This window comes from uncultured Limimaricola sp., from assembly GCF_964022235.1.
In the GTDB taxonomy this organism is placed as follows: Bacteria; Pseudomonadota; Alphaproteobacteria; order Rhodobacterales; family Rhodobacteraceae; genus Limimaricola.
This window is the reverse complement of sequence record NZ_CAXHZL010000008.1, coordinates 38,857-55,190: the sequence shown is the minus strand read 5'-3', so window position 1 is coordinate 55,190 and position 16,334 is coordinate 38,857. Positions and strand designations below refer to the sequence as shown.

Genomic DNA, 16,334 nt, shown 5'->3' with positions numbered 1-16,334 from the left:
CGCCCTAGCGGTCCTGCGCCGGGGAAGCCTCGGGCTCGGGTGCGCCATCGAATTCTGCCGCGCCCGGTGTCCGGAGCGTGGAGCCGTCGCCGATTGCGGCGTCGACCGCCGCGATGGCGGTATCGGTCACGTCGACCGCTCCGGTGGAGAGAAACACCGTCCGGCGGTCGAGGATCACCGCAGCGCCACGCGCCATCATCACCTGCCCCAGCGTCGGGCCGATCGCCGCGAGGAACTGCTCGCGCCCGGCGGCGGCCTCCTGTTGCAGCGCCCGCTCCTTGGCGTCGCGTTCGCGGCGGATCTGCTGCACCCGTGCGTCGAAGGCGTCGGCCTCATTGCGAAACGCGGTGGGCGTCATCTCGGCGCGGCGCTGCGTCAGGCTCTGCTCCTCGGCGGTGAGCTCCGCCTCGATGCGGCGGTTTTCCTCGATCAAGGCCTCGGTCTCGGTCTGGAGGGCCGTCGCGAGGGTCTGTCCGAACAGGCTTTCGGTGAACAACCGGTCGGTGTCGAGCACGACGATGCCGCCTGCGGCAGGCGCGTCGACCGCGGGCGGCACGACTTCTGGCTCGGCGCGCTGCGCCATGGCCGGTCCTGCAAGGCCGACCAGCAAGGCGCAGACCGCCCGCCCCGCCGCACGCGCGCGCATCAGAACCGCGAGGAAATGGTCAGGTCGAAGCCGCGGGTCTCGTCGAACTCCTCGGCCTGCAAGGCTTCGGTAAAGTTGAACCGCAACGGCCCCAGCGGCGTGGTCCAGAAGATCGAGGCCCCGATCACGGCACGCGGCGTGAGGTCATCGGAAAGAACCTCCGCGCCCGTTCCGCGGGTGGAACCCACATCCCAGACCGAGCCGTAATCGACAAAGGCACCGCCGGTGATGCCGTAATCCTCGGGCAGGCCGAGTGGGAACTCGGCCTCGAGCCGGGTCACGGCGTATTTGTTGCCACCCAGCGCATCGTCGGTATCCGCGTCACGCGGTCCAATGCCGCCGGGCTCGAAGCCGCGCATGATCCGGCTGCCCATGAAGAAGCGGTCGGTGACCCGCGTGTCCCCGTCGGAATGGTTGAGCAGCCCTCCCTCGACGGTGGCACGCAAAAGCACGTCCTCACCGAAGACCCGCGTTTCGGCCGAGGCCAGCGCCGTGGTCTTGATGAAGGATTCGTCGCCCACACCGAACTCTTGACCAAAGCGCAGCAGCACGCCGGTGTTGGGGTCCAGACCCGAACGGCGGGTATCGTAGCTGTAGGCGTATCCGAGCGAGTTGGTCCAGACACCCGCCTCGATTTGCTCAGCCTTGATGATGTCGCTCACATCACCGTCGACATCGGTGATATCGGTGTATTCGGCGGCGTAGAAGGTCTGCAGCCGCCCGTTCTCGCTCACCGGGAAGGTGAAGGAGGGCGAAATGCGGAAGGTGTCCGTGTCGTAAAGCGCCGAGTCGTTGTCGGTCGACCGGTAGTCGACACCGAAGCCGAAGCGCAGGTCGCGGCCCAGGAAGGCGGGCTCGGCAAAGTCGAAAGAGACGACCCGGTTGCTCTCGCTGGTCGATAGATCAAGGCTGAACAGCTGACCACGACCGAGGAAGTTGCGCTCTTGGAAGCCAGCCACGAGGCCGAAGCCGTTGTCGGTCGAATAGTTGGCCCCGAAGGAGAGCGAGCCGGTGGGCTGCTCTTCGACGTCGACGTCGATCACCACCGATCCGGGCGTGCTGCCGGGACGGGCGTTGACCTGCGCGTCGGCAAAGTAGCCGAGCGCGCGGACCCGCTCGGCGCTTTCGCGGATGGCGCGCGGGTTGAAGGGATCGCCCTCGACCGTGCGGAACTGTTGCCGCACGACGCGGTCGAGCGTGGTGGAGTTGCCCTCGATGTCGATGCGCTCGACGAAGATCCGCTCACCACGGCTCAGCACATAGGTCACGTCGAGCGACAATGTGCGCGGGTTGCGCTCGATCTTGGGCTCGACCCGCAGGAAATCGACGCCGTCGCGGATCGCGATGCGCTCCATGCGGACGATGTCATTTTCAAGCTCGGTCGGCGAGTAAAAATCACCCTGATCGACGCGGATCGCCTCGTTGAAGCGCGAGGCATCAAGACCGGGGATCGCGCTTGCGACCTTGACGCTGCCGATCGTGAAGCGCTGCCCCTCGCGGATATTGAAGGTCAGCAGATAGGCGTCGCGGGCACGAGTCAGCTCGGCGTCGACATCGAGGATCTCGAAATCCACATAGCCGCGCGAGCGGTAGAAATCGGTGAGCATCTGCCGGTCGAAGGCAATGCGGTCGGCGACGAAGGTGTCGCTCTTGATGAGTTGGCGCAGCAGACCGGCCTGACGGGTCGCCAGAACGCCGCGCAGGCGGCGGTCGGAGAAGGCCCGGTTGCCGGCAAAGGAGATCCGCTCGATCTCGGTGACGCCGCCTTCGGTGATCTGGTAAACGAGATCGACGCGGTTGTCGGAGCGCTCGATCAGCGCGGGGCGGACCGTGGCGCTGATGCGGCCGCGCTCGGCATAGGCGCGCGCGATGGCGTTGGCGTCGGCCTGGGCTTCGGCGGGGTTGTAGACGCGCCGCTCGGTGGCCGAGATCAGCGTCGCAAGCTCGCTGTCGTCGACCTTGGCGTTGCCCTCGAAGTTGATGCGGTTGATCGTCGGGAATTCGGTCACCGCGATGACAAGCCGCCCACCCTCGGGACGCACCTCGACCGACTCGAACAGGCCGGACTCGCGGATCCGCTGGCTCGCGTCGTTGAGCGCCGCAGCGCTGACCGCCTCGCCGCGCGAGATGCCCGCATAGGTCAGGATGGTGCCGGTCTCGATCCGGCGATTGCCCTCGACCGCGACTTCGTCAAACCGAAATTCTTGCGCCAGTGCCGGGGCCACCGCACTGATTGCGGCGATGAGCGCGGCCACGCTGGCGGCACCTGTCAACTTGCGCGCCAAGGCGCCCCTGCTTCGTGCCGTCATCGTCACCATCCCTGCCACGCGTCGTTTCTTATGACAGGGAAGTATCGGGACATCACGGCCTTGTCAAAAGCTACGGTGCCGCGAACTGGGCCGAAAGCACCAATGCGCAAGCGATCGCCGCTGGAAACAGCGCCCGATCGAGATGCATGAGCAGCAGGAAACGCAGACCGATATCGGAGTTTGGAGCAAACAACATTGGAACTCTCCCGGAAAACACAGCTCCTTTGAGAGTGACCGGGAATTCTGTCAGGAATTCGGCGCTTCGCTGGCCGCGGTGCGGCGCCGCTTCACGGACAGAGGAACAGGTCGTTGAGCACCGCAAAGACCGTCATCGTCAGGATCAATGACAGACCCAATGCCATCAGCACCCGCAGCACCTTGTCGCTGGGCTGCCGCCCGGTGACGGCCTCATAACCGAAGAACACGAGATGGCCGCCGTCCAGCACCGGGATCGGAAACAGGTTGAGCAACCCCACCGCCGTCGAGAGCACCGCGACGAACCAGATAAAGCTCGTGGCCCCCTGCTCGGCCATGGCGCCAGAGGTCTGGGCGATGCCCACCGGACCCGACAGGTTGCACGAGGAAATCGCGCCGGTGATCATGTGCCCAAGCCCCGAAAGCGACGAGCCGATGATGCGCCAGACCTGCCCCACGGCATCGCCGAACGCGGTGCCGAGGCCCGGCGTTTCGGTCGCGGCCTCGAAGAACAACCCCGAGGAAATGCCCAAGAGCCAACGCGTCTCGAAGCCGCCCTCGTCGCGCGGCAGATCGACCCGGCGCGGGGTAAGCGATAGCTCGCGCGTGCTGCCGTCGCGCCAGACCGTCATGTCGAGGGTCCGGCCTTCGGAAGCGGTGACGATCTCGATCAGCTCGGCAAAGGCGAAGACCTCGCGTCCGTCGAGCGTCACGATCACGTCGCCCGCGCGCAGACCAGCCGCATCGGCGGCCGAACGCGGCGAGACCCCGCCCACCAGCGGCGGCTGCGGATAGGGGCCGCGCACCAGCATCTCACGCCCGTCGCGCCGCACCCGGTAATCGAGCACCGGCTCGGCGGGATAGCCTTCGGCCAGACGCGCCATGCCGCCCTGTTCGGGCAGCTCTGTGCCACCAATGGAAAGGATCTCGTCGCCCGCGCGCAGCTCGTTCACATAGGTGGAGGGCAAGGTCAGCATCCGCTCGACCGTCAGCGGATCTGCGGCGCGGCCTTGGGTCAGGATTACTCCCGCAAAAATCAGGATCGACAGCACGAAGTTGAAGATCGGCCCCGCCGCCACCGTCGCCGCGCGCGCCCAGAGCGGCGCGCCGAGCATGGTGTGGCGCAGCTTGGTCGGGTCGGTCCCCGCCGCCTGTCCAACCGAGGCCGCGTTGGCATCGCCCAGAAACTTCACGTAGCCGCCAAAGGGCAGCGCCGCGATCTGCCAGACCGTGCCGTGCCGGTCACGACGCGACAGCAGCACCGGACCGAAGCCCAGGCTGAACACCTCGGCATGGATGCCAGACCAGCGGCCAACGATGTAGTGGCCGTATTCGTGGATCGCCACGATCACCGAAAGCGCCACCACGAAGGCGGCGAGGGTGAAGGCGGCGTTGCCGAACTGCGGCAGGATCTGGGTCGGGTCCAAGGGGTCGTCCTATGCGGTCTGAAGATCGGTCCGGGAAATGGCCGCGGCACGCGCGCGCGCCTCCGCGTCGGCCTTAAGGACCGCGTCGAGGCCGGGGCTGTCAACCCGGAGCGCCCCGTCACGCGACATCATGTCCAGCACCCGTTCCACCACCTGTGCCATCTGCATGAAGCCGATGCGTCGGTCGAGAAAGGCGTCTAGGGCGGCTTCCTTGGCGGCGTTGAAGGCCGCGCCGGCGAGCCCGCCCTCCTCCATCACGCGCTTCGCGAGCCGCAGCGCCGGAAAGCGGGCGTCATCGGGGGCGCGGAATGTCATCGATCCCACGGCGGCAAGATCGAGCCGATCCACCGGCAGGTCGCGCCGCTCGGGCCAGTTGAGCGCGTAGCCGATCGCATGGCGCATGTCGGGCGCACCCATATGCGCCATAAGCGCGCCATCGTTGAAACCCACCAGCGCGTGGATCAGGCTTTCGGGATGGATCACCACCTCGACCTGAGCTGGTGATAGGCCAAAGAGTTCTTTGGCTTCAATGACTTCCAGCGCCTTGTTGAACATGGACGCGCTATCGATGGTGATGCGTTGACCCATGGCCCAGTTGGGGTGGGTCGCGGCCTGTTCCGGGGTGGCCCCGGCCAGTCGTTCGAGCGGCCAATCGCGGAACGCGCCGCCCGATGCGGTGAGGATCACCCGCTCGACCGCGCGGCGGTCTTCGCCTGCGAGCGCCTGGAACACCGCCGAGTGCTCGCTGTCGACCGGCAGCAGGGTCGCGCCGTGTCGACGCGCGGCGGCCAGAACCAGCGGTCCGGCGGCCACCATGGTTTCCTTGTTGGCAAGCGCCAGCGTCGCCCCCTGCCCGATCGCGGCCAGACCGGGCACGAGTCCCGCGGACCCGACGATGGCCGACATCACCCAGTCGGCGGGCATTGCGGCGGCTTCGGCGATGGCGGCGTCGCCGGACGCGATCTCGATCCCGGACCCCGACAGGTGATCGGCCAGCTCGGCGCGGCAGTCGTCATGACAGGTGACGGCAAGCTTCACGTTCAGGCGCCGTGCCTGATCGGCGAGCAGCGCCACGTTGCGCCCGCCGGTGAGCGCCACGGTCTCGAAGCGATCAGGCGCCGCCTCGATCAGCTCCACGGTCTGGCAGCCGATCGACCCGGTGGCGCCGAGAATGCTGACGCGTCTCAAAAATGCACTCCGGGAATGAACCCGAGCGCGGAGGCCAGCAACATGAACAGCGAGGCCCCCAGCATCGCGTCGAAGCGGTCGAAAAGCCCGCCGTGACCGGGGATCAGCGTCGAGCTGTCCTTGACCTTCATGCGCCGTTTGAGCGCGCTTTCGGCGATGTCGCCCATCTGGCTGGCAAAGCTTAGCAGCATGGAAATCCATACGAGGTGCCACGGGCTGTGGGTCAGCAGAACGAAGGCGAGGCCCACGAGGCCCGCGCAGACCCAGCCCGCGGAGGTGCCGGACCATGTCTTCTTGGGGCTGACCTTGGGCCAGAACTTGGGCCCGCCCAGCGCGCGCCCTGCGACATAGCCGAAAACGTCGGTGCAGATCACCACGAGGATCAGCCACAAGAGCCACTGGAACCCGTATTCGGCACGAAAGGTGACAAGGCCCCAACCCGCGACCTCAATGCCCAGCGCGAAAGCGAGGAAGGTCAAACGCTCGCGTCGCAGCATCACCGCCCCGGCGACGGGTGCCACGAGAAACAGCAGCAAAACCCAGTTGCCGTCGCCCGACAGCTGCCCCGAGAGCACGGAGGCGCAAAGGGCGGCTAGAAGCATGCCCGGCGTCGGCTTGCCGGGCTCGATCATCATCCACAGCTCCCAGACCATCACTGCGGTCACGAAGACCGTCAGCATCTGGAACCACACGCCGCCCATCATCACCGCAAGCGCACCGAGCAGGGCCATGCCCGCACCGGAGGCCATGCGCACGCCCAGATCGCTCCAGCGGCCCGGATCGGTCAAGGCGGCGGCCGTCGCGGCGACGCCTTCCGTGGCCGGGGTCCCTTCGCTGTCCTGCCGGTCCGCCATGTCAGGCCCTGACAGCGCCGAAGCGGCGATCGCGGGCGGCGTAGTTGGCGCAGACCTTGGCGAATTCCGCCGGGGTGAAGTCGGGCCAGAGCGTGTCGACGAACTCGTACTCCGCATAGGCCGACTGCCACAGAAGGAAGTTGGAGATCCGCGCCTCGCCGGAGGTGCGGATCACCAGATCGGGGTCGGGCAGCACATGGGTATCGAGAAAGCGCGACAGCGTCTCGGCGTCGACATCCTTGTGGGTCAGCCGCCCCTGCTCGATCTCGTAGGCGAGCCGCTTGGCCGCGCGGGTCACCTCGTCGCGACCGCCATAATTCAGCGCCACGGTGAGATGCACCAGATCGTTGTGGCTGGTCAGAAGCTCCAGCTCGTCCATCATTGCCACGAGCTTCTCGTCGAGCCGGATCCGGTCGCCGATGAAACGCACCCGAACGCCCTTGGTCAAAAGCGCGCGCGCCTCGCGCACGATGTAGCGGCGAAACAGCGCCATCAGTCCCGAGACCTCGGTCTGAGTGCGCTTCCAGTTCTCGGTGGAGAAGGCGAAGATCGTCAGATACTTAACGCCGAGGTCGGGGCAGGCCTCGACGATGTCGCGAACACGGCGCGCCCCGGCCTGATGCCCGAACAGCCGGGGCCGACCGCGGCTTTGCGCCCAGCGGCCGTTGCCATCCATAATGATCGCGACGTGATCGGGGCCACCCTTGGGTGTCGTGTCTTGCGCATCAACAGCCATGACGGCCTCCCTGGCATTCTCTGAGGCAAACGGTGAGGCGAGCCTCAGACCTGCATGATCTCGGCCTGTTTCGTCTCGAGCTGCTGGTCGACCAGCTTGATGTAACGGTCGGTCAGTTCCTGCACCTCGGATTCCCAGAACTTCTGGTCGTCCTCGGAGAGGCCGTCGTTCTTGGCCTTCTTGACCTGATCCATGCCGTCGCGCCGCAGGTTGCGGATCGCGACGCGGGCGTGCTCGGCGTATTGGCCAGCCACCTTGGTCAGCTGGGTGCGGCGCTCCTCGTTCAACTCGGGGATCGGCAGCATGATGATCGTGCCGTTGAGCTGCGGGTTGATGCCGAGACCGCTTTCGCGGATCGCCTTCTCGACCTTGCCCACGAGCGCCTTGTCCCAGACGTTGATCGTCACCATGCGCGGCTCGGGCACGTTGACGGTGCCGACCTGGTTGATCGGGGTCGCGCTGCCGTAGGCATCGACCATCACCGGCTCGAGCATCGAGGCCGAAGCACGGCCCGTGCGCAGCGAGGCGAATTCGGTGCGCAAGGATGCGATCGCCCCATCCATGCGGCGCTGAAGGTCGTCGGTATCGAGTTCGAAATCGTCTGCCATCGGTCTCTTCTTGTCATTGGGAGCGGGCTGTTGGCGCCGGTGATAGCGTCAACAGCCACAGCATTCCAGAACACTTTGCCCGACCCTATCGTCACCGATTGTCAAACGCATGTCAGACACGAGGCGAGTTCGGGTCAGGTTTCACTCAGCCATGCACGCGGGTCGAGGTGCCCTCACCCGCGAGGATGCCACGAAAGCCGCCCGGCTCGTCGAGCGAGAACACGATGATCGGCAGGCTGTTGTCGCGCGCCAAGGCGATGGCCGAGGCGTCCATAACGCCCAGGTGCTTGGCCAGAACCTCGTCATAGGTCACGGTCTCGTAACGCTTGGCATCCGGGAACTTCTTGGGATCCTTGTCATAGACCCCATCGACCTTTGTGCCTTTGAAGATCGCCTCGCAGCTCATCTCATTGGCGCGCAGGGTCGCGGCGGTGTCTGTGGTGAAATACGGGTTGCCGGTGCCGGCGGCAAAGATGCAGACGCGCTGCTTTTCAAGGTGACGCACCGCGCGGCGGCGGATGTAGGGCTCGCAGACCTGATCCATCGGGATGGCCGAGATCACACGGGTGAACACGCCCAGCTCCTCGAGCGCCGACTGCATCGCCAGCGCGTTCATCACCGTGGCCAACATGCCCATGTAATCGGCGGTGGTGCGCTCCATCCCCTGCGCCGAGCCCGACAGCCCGCGAAAGATGTTGCCGCCACCGATCACCATGCAGATCTCGACGCCGAGATCATGCACCGACTTGACCTCGCGCGCGATGCGTTCGACGGTCGGCGGATGCAGACCGAACGCCGTATTCCCCATCAGTGCCTCCCCGGAGATCTTCAGCATCACCCTGCGGAAGGCGGGTTTTTGGGTATCGGTCATGGGGGCTCCGTGCGTGGTTCGGGGGGTCTGGGGTCGTCGCGCAAGATGGACGAAACCGCGCCGGTGTTCAATGCCGTGCAGGCAGCCTCGGCGGTCGCTGGCCGGGGATGAGCGCGCTGATCGAGATCGCGCGCGGGCTCGATCCTGCGCGCCCAGTATTGATCGCCGGACCGACCGCCTCGGGCAAGTCGGCGCTGGCGCTCGCCGTGGCCGAGACCGGCGGCGGCGTGGTGGTGAACGCCGACGCGCTTCAGGTCTATGCGGACTGGCGCGTGCTCACCGCGCGTCCCTCGGTGGAGGAGGAAGCGCGCGCGCCGCATGCGCTCTACGGGCAAGTCTCTCGCGATGCGGAATGGTCGGTGGGCCACTGGCTGCGCGCGGTGGCACCGCTTTTGAAGGGCGCGCGTCCGATCATCGTCGGCGGCACGGGGCTGTATTTCTCGGCGCTGACCGAAGGGTTGGCCGAGATCCCGGCCACGCCGCCCGAGATCCGCGCAGAGGCCGATGCGATCGCCCTGCCCGACCTCATCGCCGGTCTCGACGCGCCCAGCGCCGGAGGCATCGACCTCAACAACCGCGCGCGGGTGCAGCGGGCCTGGGAGGTGCGGCGCGCCACCGGGCGGGGCATCGCCGAGTGGCAGGCCGCGACGCCCGCACCGCTGCTGCCGCTCGAGGCCGCGCAACCTCTGGTGCTGCGGCCTGATCCGGACTGGCTCAATGCGCGAATCGCGCGGCGCTTCGATGTCATGCTCGCGGAGGGCGCGATGGAGGAGGTGCGCGCGAACCTGCCCCATTGGAGCCCGCGCGCGCCGTGGGCGCGTGCCATAGGCGCGCCCGAGCTGGTGGCGCATCTGCGCGGCGAGATCGATCTCGACACCGCGCGCTCTGCCGCGATCCTCGCCTCGCGCCAATACGCCAAGCGTCAGCGCAGCTGGTTTCGCAGCCGCATGAGTGGTTGGCGTGATGTCGATCCCGCGAGTCTGAGCCGCTGAAACACATCCCGATGCGGGAGGCCGCGACACGCCCTTGCAAAACCCTGTCGACCGAGTGGAACCCGCGAGGCTTGGGTCGGCTTGTGGGGTCATGACACAACAAAATCTCCAATGGGCGGTCCCGGTGATGCGCGCGGGCTATGCGGGCCGCGGCCTCATCTATCTTGTGGTGGCGATCCTGTCGCTCCTCGCAATCTGGCGCGGCTCGACGCCGGGCGGCACCGGTGAGGCGATGGCCTCGCTGGAGCGGGTTTGGTGGGGTATCGCGCTGCTGGCGCTGATCGCCATCGGTCTCGCGGCCTACGGCATCTGGCGGCTCGTCGCGGCGTTCTGGGATCTCGAGGCGCATGGCAGCGACGCCAAGGGCATCGTGGCGCGGATCGGTCAGGTCGTGACCGGCGTCATCCACCTCGGCCTCGCCTTCACGGCGGCGGCGATCCTGATGCCCTCGTCGAGCGGCTCCGGCGGCGGCTCCAGCATCGACAAATGGACCGCCAAGATCATGCAGATGCCGTTCGGACAATGGATCGTCGGCATCGCCGGCGCCATCGGTCTGGGCGCGGGCATCTATTACATCTGGAAGGGTCTCACGCACAAATACATGCAGAATCTGCGCGCACGCCCGACGACGATCAAGCTGCAACCCGCGCTGACCGCGGGCCTTGCCGCCAATGGTGCCGTGATCGCCATCGTCGGTTTTCTGCTGGTCTACGCCGCGTGGACGCTGAACCCCAGCGAAGCGGGCGGTCTGGCCGAGGCCTTCGATTGGCTGCGTAGCAAACCCTATGGCACCGTGCTGGTGACTGTGCTGGCCGTAGGCCTGCTGGGTTTCTCGCTGTTTTGCTTCGTCAACGCCGCCTATCGGCTGATCCCGAAGCTCAAGACCGACGACGTGGAAACCATGGCGCGTCGTCTGGCCTCCTGAGGCGCGTCAGCCCCCCAGGATCGCCTTTACGTAATGCCGGGTCTCGGCAAAGGGCGGGATGCCACGATATTTGGCAACCGCGCCGGGACCCGCGTTGTAGGCCGCAAGGGCCAGACGCCAATCGCCGAAAGCGTCGTATTGCATGCGCAGGTAGCGTGCCCCGCCTTCGAGATTCTGGCGCGGATCCCTAGGGTCGACGCGCAGCTGGCGCGCGGTGTCCGGCATCAGCTGTGCCAGACCCAGCGCCCCTACCCGGCTGACCGCGCCAGCATTCCAACCGCTCTCTTGCTGCACGAGGCGCAAGAACAGATCCTCGGGGATCCGGTGCTTGCGGGCGGCGTCGCGCGCAAGCGTGAGATAAGGCCCCTTGTAGCGGCCGCGATAAGCCGGAGCCTGGGCTGCCGCCACCACCAACTCCTGCGGCACCTCGGCACGCGGCGGCTGCAGCCGGCCCGAGCCCGAGTATTGCGAGGCGGCGCGCCCGTCGAGCACGCTGAGCTGCGAGGCAAAGAGGCTGGGAGCCGAGCTGCTTGACACCCGGTCGGCCAAGGCCGGTGCTGCGCAAGCAAGGCCCAGCGCCGCCAGAACGGCGCCCTTGAAGTGATTGGTCATCGCGTCCCTCCGTTCCGCCGGTTAATCCCGGCGCTGGTGCGTTCGCTGCCCCAACGCTACCCGGGAGCGGGGCGGAAAGGAAAGCGCGAACCGCCAATTGGGCTGTCATAAAGCGGCCGCGCGGCTTAGGGTCGGCGCGAAAGAAACGCAAGATTCGACAAGGCAGGAGGACCACATGGCTGGATCCGTCAACAAGGTGATCATCATCGGCAATCTGGGTCGCGACCCGGAAGTCCGGACCTTTCAGAACGGTGGGAAGGTCGTGAACCTGCGCGTCGCCACCTCCGAGACCTGGAAGGACAAGAACAGCGGCGAGCGCCGCGAGCGCACCGAGTGGCACTCGGTCGCGATCTTCAACGAGCCGCTGGGCCGGATCGCGGAGCAGTATCTGAAAAAAGGCTCGACCGTCTATCTCGAGGGCCAGCTGGAAACCCGCAAGTGGCAGGACCAGCAGGGCAATGACCGCTACTCGACCGAAGTGGTGCTGCGCCCCTTCACCGGCAACCTGACGCTGCTCGGCGGTCGCGGTGACGGCGGTGGCTCGGGCGGCGGGTACGGCGGCGATGACCGGGGCGGCTATGGCGGCGGCTCGGGCGGCTACGACGACCGTGGCGGCTATGGCGACAGCAACCAGGGCGGCGGTCAGGGTGGCGGTGGCGGCAGCCGCGACATCGACGACGAGATCCCGTTCTGAGACCCAAACATCGTACCTTTGTCGAACGCCGCCCTCCGGGGCGGCGTTCTGCGTTTCAGCCCAGCGCCACCGCAAGCTCGCCCGGTCGGCTGAGCGTGCCGCCGCCTACGGCCGCGCGCACGCCCGTTGTGCCCGGAGCCGAGGTCGACAGCCCGCGCGCCACCCGCACCGCGAGATAGGCGAAGGCCTGCGCCTCGAGCATGTCGCCGTCGAGGCCGACATCCTCGACCGGCACGACCGGACAATCGCAGCCCGCCGCGATCATCGCCATCAGCACCGGGTTGTGCCGGCCGCCCCCGGTCGCCAGCAACCGCGCGGGCGGTTCGGGGCACTGCTCCATCCCGCGCATCACGGAGGCCGCGGCGCAGGCGGTCAGCGTTGCCGCCGCATCCGCATCCGACAGCGCCTCAACCTCGCGCGCCAGCGCGGCAAAGGCATCGCGGTCGAGCGATTTTGGGGCCATGCGGAAGAAATGCGGGTGCTGCAAGAAGCGCGCCACGATCGCGTCATCCACCTCGCCCTGCGCCGCCAGCGCGCCTTCCTTGTCGAGTGGCTGACCCAACCGGGCCTGCACCAGATCATTGATCGGCGCATTGGCTGGGCCAGTGTCGAAGGCCAGCAGCGCGCCATTGGCGTCCGCCTGCGCGTATCCCGGATCGACGAAGGTAAGGTTGCCGACGCCGCCGAGGTTCAGGAACGCCAAAGGCCCCTCGGCCTCGATGAACTTTGCCAGCGCGAAATGATAGAACGGTGCGAGCGGCGCGCCTTCGCCGCCGAACCGCACGTCGGCGCTGCGAAAGTCCCAGACCACGGGCAGGCCCAGAGCCTCGGCAAGGATCGCGCCGGAGCCCGCCTGATGCGTGCCGCGCCCCTTCGGGTCATGCGCGAAGGTCTGGCCGTGAAAGCCGATCAGGTCGATGCCATCGAAGCGCGACAGGATCTCGGCATGGGCGGTCTCGACCACCTCGGCGGCCGCATCTACCTCCGGGCCCTCCCACAGGCCCAGCGCGGCACGCAGCACCGCACGCTCGGCCTCCGAATAGGGCCTGTAGGCGCTGTCGCCAAAGCCGAAGACACGCTCTCCGTCGGTCTCGATCACCGCGGCGTCGACGCCGTCGAGCGAGGTGCCCGACATCGCGCCCAAGGCCCTGATCCTGTCGCCCGTCCCGAACCGCCGCATCGCGCTTTCCCTCGCCTCGTCTGATGCCTATAGAGTGGCGCGACCAAGAGAGGGGCACAAGACATGACCTACCACCCCAAGAGCGACTTCATGTCCGTGATGATCGAGCGTGGCTATCTGGCCGACTGCACCGATTATCAGGGCTTGGACGAGGCGCTGTCGAAGGGGGTTGTGCCCGCCTATATCGGCTATGACGCCACGGCCGCGTCGCTGCACGTGGGCCACCTGCTGAACGTGATGATGCTGCGTTGGCTGCAAAAGACCGGGCACAAGCCGATCACCCTGATGGGCGGCGGCACCACCAAGGTGGGCGATCCGAGCTTCCGCTCGGACGAGCGGCCCCTGCTGGGGCCTGAACAGATCGCCTCGAACATCTCCGGCATGCAGAAGGTCTTCGCACGCTACCTCTCCTATGGGGACGCGCCGACCGACGCGCTGATGCTCGACAACGCCGAATGGCTCGACAACCTCAATTATCTCGAATTCCTGCGCGACATCGGGCGGCATTTCTCGGTCAACCGGATGCTGTCGTTCGAAAGCGTGAAGTCGCGGATCGACCGCGAGCAATCGCTGTCGTTCCTCGAGTTCAACTACATGATCCTGCAGGCCTACGACTTCCTCGAGCTGAACCGCCGCTATGGCTGCGTGCTGCAGATGGGCGGCTCGGACCAGTGGGGCAACATCGTCAACGGCATCGATCTGACGCGCCGCGTGCTCGATCATGAGATCTACGGCCTGACCTCGCCGCTGCTGACAACCTCGGACGGGCGCAAGATGGGCAAGAGTCAGGGCGGTGCCGTCTGGCTCAACGAGGACATGCTGAGCCCTTACGAGTTCTGGCAGTTCTGGCGCAACACCACCGACGCCGACGTCGGCCGCTTCCTCAAGCTCTATACCGAGCTGCCTGTGGAGGAGTGTGAACGTCTCGGTGCTCTGTCGGGCTCGGAGATCAACGAGGGCAAGATCGTGCTCGCCGACGAGGTCACGGCGCTTTTGCACGGCCGCGACGCCGCCGAGGCCGCCCGGGCCACGGCGCGCGAGGTGTTCGAGAAGGGCGGCGTGGGCGATGACCTGCCGACGCTCACCCTCTCCGAGGCCGAGGTGGCCGAGGGCATCTCGATCGTGCAGCTTATCGTGCGCGCCGGGCTTGCCGGCTCGGGCAAGGAGGCCAAGCGGCTGATTTCGGACAATGGGGCGAGGCTCGACGACGCACCGTTGACCGACGCGGGCCTGATGATCGACCGCGCGGCGCTGACCACGCCGATCAAGCTTTCGGCGGGCAAGAAGCGCCACGCGCTGGTGCGTCTGGGCTGAGACCAAGGGGGCGGCGAGATCCGCCCCCTTTCGTTCCACTGGGTGCCCACCCATCCGAAAGGGAACCAGCCGCGCCCCCTCCCGTTGGCCTGCCATCACGGGAGAGACGCCATGAAGGACGCCACCGGACAATCGGTCGACGCGGAACGCCCCTATCTGCTCTTGTTGCTCGGGGCCTTGGGCCTGTTTGGCTGCGTGTCGATGATCGCCGGCACCATCGCCGCGCAGATCGTCGTACCGGGCCACGACTGGATTGCCGACACGATCAGCGATCTTGGCGCGGGAGAGTGGGAGATCATCATGGATGTCGCGCTCTATGGCTTTGCGGCGGGGCTCTTTGCCACGGCGCTGGCGGCAGCGCATGCGCATCTGGGTGGCATCGGCTGGTCGGTCGGGGTGGTGTCGCTCGCGCTTCTCGCGGCGCTGGTCGTGGTGGTCGGCGCGCGCAACGAATACGGCGATGGCGACAGCGAAGGCGTGGTGATCCACATCTATCTCGTCTACGGCCTCGGTGTGCTGTTCCTCGCGGCTCCGCTCAGCATGGCGGCGGGCTTTGGACGCGATCATCCCAAGGTACGGGTCGCCCTGATCGCCCTTGCCATCGCTTGGGCCGTGGCCGCCCCGCTGTTTCTCATGGCGCCCACCTCCATCGACGGGCTGGCCGAACGCGGGCTTGGCCTCATCGCCTGCGCCATGGTCGCGGTGATGTCCTTGGTATTCTGGCAGCGCGGCCAGCAGGCCCGCGAGGGGCGTGTCTAACCGCCGAGCATCCATTCCCCCTCGGGCCAGAAGGCGTGGAACGCAAAGGCGAAAAGCACATCATGCGGCACGTCGCGGCCCTGTGCATCGCGCACCCGCACGTTGCCCACGTCGCGCCCCTGCGCCACCCGGCCCGCATCGAGCGCGCTCGCTTGCCCCGCCTCCCAAGAGATCGTCACGCCAGCCTCCGTGACCTTGCCCGCCGCGCGCAACCGCGAGAACGGCCAGGCCCGGTCGCCCACGCGCACCACCCGCATCAGCGGCGCGATATCATGGGGCGGCATTTCGCCCGAATAGAGGAACGGCTTCGCAGAGCTGTCGTAGCTGACGTAAGGATTGCGCCCATAGTCGCGGCTCCAGTCGGGCTCATCCATCACCAGCCCGTCCGGATAGGCCGCGAGATACCTCTCCCAGCTGTCCATCCATGCTGGCAAAAGCTCCAGTTCCCGCCCGGTCATCTCGCCGACGATGCCGGTGCCGATGGCCTGCTGCCACCAGCTTTCGGTCTGGCGGTCGTACATCACCATGTCCGAGGCGCGCAGCATCCCCGAGACGCCGAACGACAGCTCTTCACCACCGACCCGCCGGTCGAACACCATGCCCGAGTTGCACAAGGGGCAATAGGTGACGGCCACCGGCACGCCCGCCGCCGCGTCGTTGACGATCTCGTGCCATAGCAGGTAGCGGATCGGATAGGCCCGCGCCGGGCCACCCTCAACCGGCCAGACCATTACCGGTTCGGTCGGGGAAAGCCGTGTCTCGGTGGCGGCGGCGATCATGCGGGGGTCGTCGATCGCGGGAATGCCGTCCTTGGGCGGGCCGCCGGACATGATCTCGGACCAGTCGGTTATGTCGGTGGTGGCGAAATCGGTGTTCGGCCATTGTCCCTGCCAGCGCGCGGGCTGGGCTTGCGCCGCCCCGGCGATCGCCAATGCCGCGATGATCGTGATGATACGCATGTTGCGTCCTCCCCCCGGCCAGCCTGCCCGGCCCTGCCCGCCTCTGTCACCCCGCCTCACCGCAT

17 protein-coding genes are annotated in these 16,334 nt (G+C 66.9%); 5 read left to right on the top strand and 12 right to left on the bottom strand.

What is annotated here, in order from left to right; genetic code table 11:
* Positions 1-4: 4 nt before the first annotated feature.
* From AADJ02_RS11410 to pyrH, 9 genes are all read right to left on the bottom strand, one after another.
* Positions 5-646 carry an OmpH family outer membrane protein gene (locus AADJ02_RS11410; protein ID WP_341213133.1) on the bottom strand — a complete coding sequence of 214 codons (642 nt, stop codon included), beginning with the start codon at positions 644-646 and terminating at the stop codon, positions 5-7.
* Positions 646-2,955 (bottom strand): outer membrane protein assembly factor BamA, encoded by a 2,310-nt coding sequence (bamA, locus tag AADJ02_RS11405; protein WP_341213132.1) that lies wholly within the window; start codon positions 2,953-2,955, stop codon positions 646-648. Before bamA ends, AADJ02_RS11410 begins: the two co-directional genes overlap by 1 nt.
* A 70-nt stretch (positions 2,956-3,025) precedes the next feature.
* A complete protein-coding gene (locus AADJ02_RS11400; RefSeq protein ID WP_341213131.1) occupies positions 3,026-3,151 on the bottom strand; it encodes a hypothetical protein in 126 nt (41 codons plus the stop codon).
* A 91-nt stretch (positions 3,152-3,242) separates the two neighbouring features.
* A complete protein-coding gene (rseP, locus tag AADJ02_RS11395; protein ID WP_341213130.1) occupies positions 3,243-4,577 on the bottom strand; it encodes an RIP metalloprotease RseP in 1,335 nt (444 codons plus the stop codon).
* A gap of 9 nt (positions 4,578-4,586) precedes the next feature.
* Positions 4,587-5,765 (bottom strand): 1-deoxy-D-xylulose-5-phosphate reductoisomerase, encoded by a 1,179-nt coding sequence (dxr, locus tag AADJ02_RS11390; protein WP_341213129.1) that lies wholly within the window; start codon positions 5,763-5,765, stop codon positions 4,587-4,589.
* Entirely contained in the window at positions 5,762-6,514 is a 753-nt protein-coding gene (locus AADJ02_RS11385; RefSeq protein WP_341213258.1) for a phosphatidate cytidylyltransferase, read from the bottom strand. Before AADJ02_RS11385 ends, dxr begins: the two co-directional genes overlap by 4 nt.
* Before the next feature lie 106 nt (positions 6,515-6,620).
* Positions 6,621-7,355 carry a polyprenyl diphosphate synthase gene (gene uppS, locus AADJ02_RS11380; protein WP_341213128.1) on the bottom strand — a complete coding sequence of 245 codons (735 nt, stop codon included), beginning with the start codon at positions 7,353-7,355 and terminating at the stop codon, positions 6,621-6,623.
* 44 nt (positions 7,356-7,399) lie between these two features.
* A complete protein-coding gene (frr, locus tag AADJ02_RS11375) occupies positions 7,400-7,963 on the bottom strand; it encodes a ribosome recycling factor (RefSeq protein ID WP_341213127.1) in 564 nt (187 codons plus the stop codon).
* A gap of 145 nt (positions 7,964-8,108) precedes the next feature.
* Positions 8,109-8,834 (bottom strand): UMP kinase, encoded by a 726-nt coding sequence (gene pyrH, locus AADJ02_RS11370; protein WP_341213126.1) that lies wholly within the window; start codon positions 8,832-8,834, stop codon positions 8,109-8,111.
* A gap of 107 nt (positions 8,835-8,941) precedes the next feature.
* Here pyrH and miaA point away from each other — a divergent pair, with 107 nt between their 5' ends.
* A complete protein-coding gene (gene miaA, locus AADJ02_RS11365; RefSeq protein ID WP_341213125.1) occupies positions 8,942-9,826 on the top strand; it encodes a tRNA (adenosine(37)-N6)-dimethylallyltransferase MiaA in 885 nt (294 codons plus the stop codon).
* 91 nt (positions 9,827-9,917) lie between these two features.
* Positions 9,918-10,751: a DUF1206 domain-containing protein gene (locus AADJ02_RS11360; protein ID WP_341213124.1), complete on the top strand. Its 834-nt coding sequence runs from the start codon at positions 9,918-9,920 to the stop codon at positions 10,749-10,751.
* A 6-nt stretch (positions 10,752-10,757) separates the two neighbouring features.
* Here AADJ02_RS11360 and AADJ02_RS11355 read toward each other — a convergent pair whose 3' ends face one another.
* The gene (locus AADJ02_RS11355) at positions 10,758-11,363 is read right to left on the bottom strand and encodes a lytic transglycosylase domain-containing protein (protein WP_341213123.1); all 606 of its coding nucleotides are present in this window, start codon (positions 11,361-11,363) and stop codon (positions 10,758-10,760) included.
* Positions 11,364-11,538: 175 nt separating this feature from the next.
* On the opposite strand from AADJ02_RS11355, the gene ssb reads away from it, so the two are divergent.
* Positions 11,539-12,057, top strand: coding sequence for a single-stranded DNA-binding protein (gene ssb, locus AADJ02_RS11350; protein WP_341213122.1), 519 nt, complete (start codon positions 11,539-11,541; stop codon positions 12,055-12,057).
* A 55-nt stretch (positions 12,058-12,112) separates the two neighbouring features.
* On the opposite strand, the gene AADJ02_RS11345 is transcribed toward ssb, so the two are convergent.
* Positions 12,113-13,237, bottom strand: coding sequence for an anhydro-N-acetylmuramic acid kinase (locus AADJ02_RS11345; protein ID WP_341213121.1), 1,125 nt, complete (start codon positions 13,235-13,237; stop codon positions 12,113-12,115).
* Between the two features lie 63 nt (positions 13,238-13,300).
* Here AADJ02_RS11345 and tyrS point away from each other — a divergent pair, with 63 nt between their 5' ends.
* A complete protein-coding gene (tyrS, locus tag AADJ02_RS11340) occupies positions 13,301-14,551 on the top strand; it encodes a tyrosine--tRNA ligase (RefSeq protein WP_341213120.1) in 1,251 nt (416 codons plus the stop codon).
* A gap of 111 nt (positions 14,552-14,662) precedes the next feature.
* On the top strand, positions 14,663-15,310 hold the full coding sequence (locus AADJ02_RS11335) for a DUF998 domain-containing protein (RefSeq protein ID WP_341213119.1): 648 nt from the start codon (positions 14,663-14,665) through the stop codon (positions 15,308-15,310).
* Here AADJ02_RS11335 and AADJ02_RS11330 read toward each other — a convergent pair.
* On the bottom strand, positions 15,307-16,269 hold the full coding sequence (locus AADJ02_RS11330) for a DUF3179 domain-containing protein (RefSeq protein WP_341213118.1): 963 nt from the start codon (positions 16,267-16,269) through the stop codon (positions 15,307-15,309). The genes AADJ02_RS11335 and AADJ02_RS11330 overlap by 4 nt on opposite strands.
* Between the last annotated feature and the right edge of the window lie 65 nt (positions 16,270-16,334).

Coding starts and splice junctions, on each gene's coding strand:
- AADJ02_RS11410 (WP_341213133.1), bottom strand. CDS start 646: ATGCGCGCGCGTGCGGCGGGGCGGGCGGTCTGCGCCTTGCTGGTCGGC.
- bamA (WP_341213132.1), bottom strand. CDS start 2,955: ATGACGGCACGAAGCAGGGGCGCCTTGGCGCGCAAGTTGACAGGTGCC.
- AADJ02_RS11400 (WP_341213131.1), bottom strand. CDS start 3,151: ATGTTGTTTGCTCCAAACTCCGATATCGGTCTGCGTTTCCTGCTGCTC.
- AADJ02_RS11385 (WP_341213258.1), bottom strand. CDS start 6,514: ATGGCCTCCGGTGCGGGCATGGCCCTGCTCGGTGCGCTTGCGGTGATG.
- uppS (WP_341213128.1), bottom strand. CDS start 7,355: ATGGCTGTTGATGCGCAAGACACGACACCCAAGGGTGGCCCCGATCAC.
- frr (WP_341213127.1), bottom strand. CDS start 7,963: ATGGCAGACGATTTCGAACTCGATACCGACGACCTTCAGCGCCGCATG.
- pyrH (WP_341213126.1), bottom strand. CDS start 8,834: ATGACCGATACCCAAAAACCCGCCTTCCGCAGGGTGATGCTGAAGATC.
- miaA (WP_341213125.1), top strand. CDS start 8,942: ATGAGCGCGCTGATCGAGATCGCGCGCGGGCTCGATCCTGCGCGCCCA.
- AADJ02_RS11360 (WP_341213124.1), top strand. CDS start 9,918: ATGACACAACAAAATCTCCAATGGGCGGTCCCGGTGATGCGCGCGGGC.
- AADJ02_RS11355 (WP_341213123.1), bottom strand. CDS start 11,363: ATGACCAATCACTTCAAGGGCGCCGTTCTGGCGGCGCTGGGCCTTGCT.
- ssb (WP_341213122.1), top strand. CDS start 11,539: ATGGCTGGATCCGTCAACAAGGTGATCATCATCGGCAATCTGGGTCGC.
- AADJ02_RS11345 (WP_341213121.1), bottom strand. CDS start 13,237: ATGCGGCGGTTCGGGACGGGCGACAGGATCAGGGCCTTGGGCGCGATG.
- tyrS (WP_341213120.1), top strand. CDS start 13,301: ATGACCTACCACCCCAAGAGCGACTTCATGTCCGTGATGATCGAGCGT.
- AADJ02_RS11335 (WP_341213119.1), top strand. CDS start 14,663: ATGAAGGACGCCACCGGACAATCGGTCGACGCGGAACGCCCCTATCTG.
- AADJ02_RS11330 (WP_341213118.1), bottom strand. CDS start 16,269: ATGCGTATCATCACGATCATCGCGGCATTGGCGATCGCCGGGGCGGCG.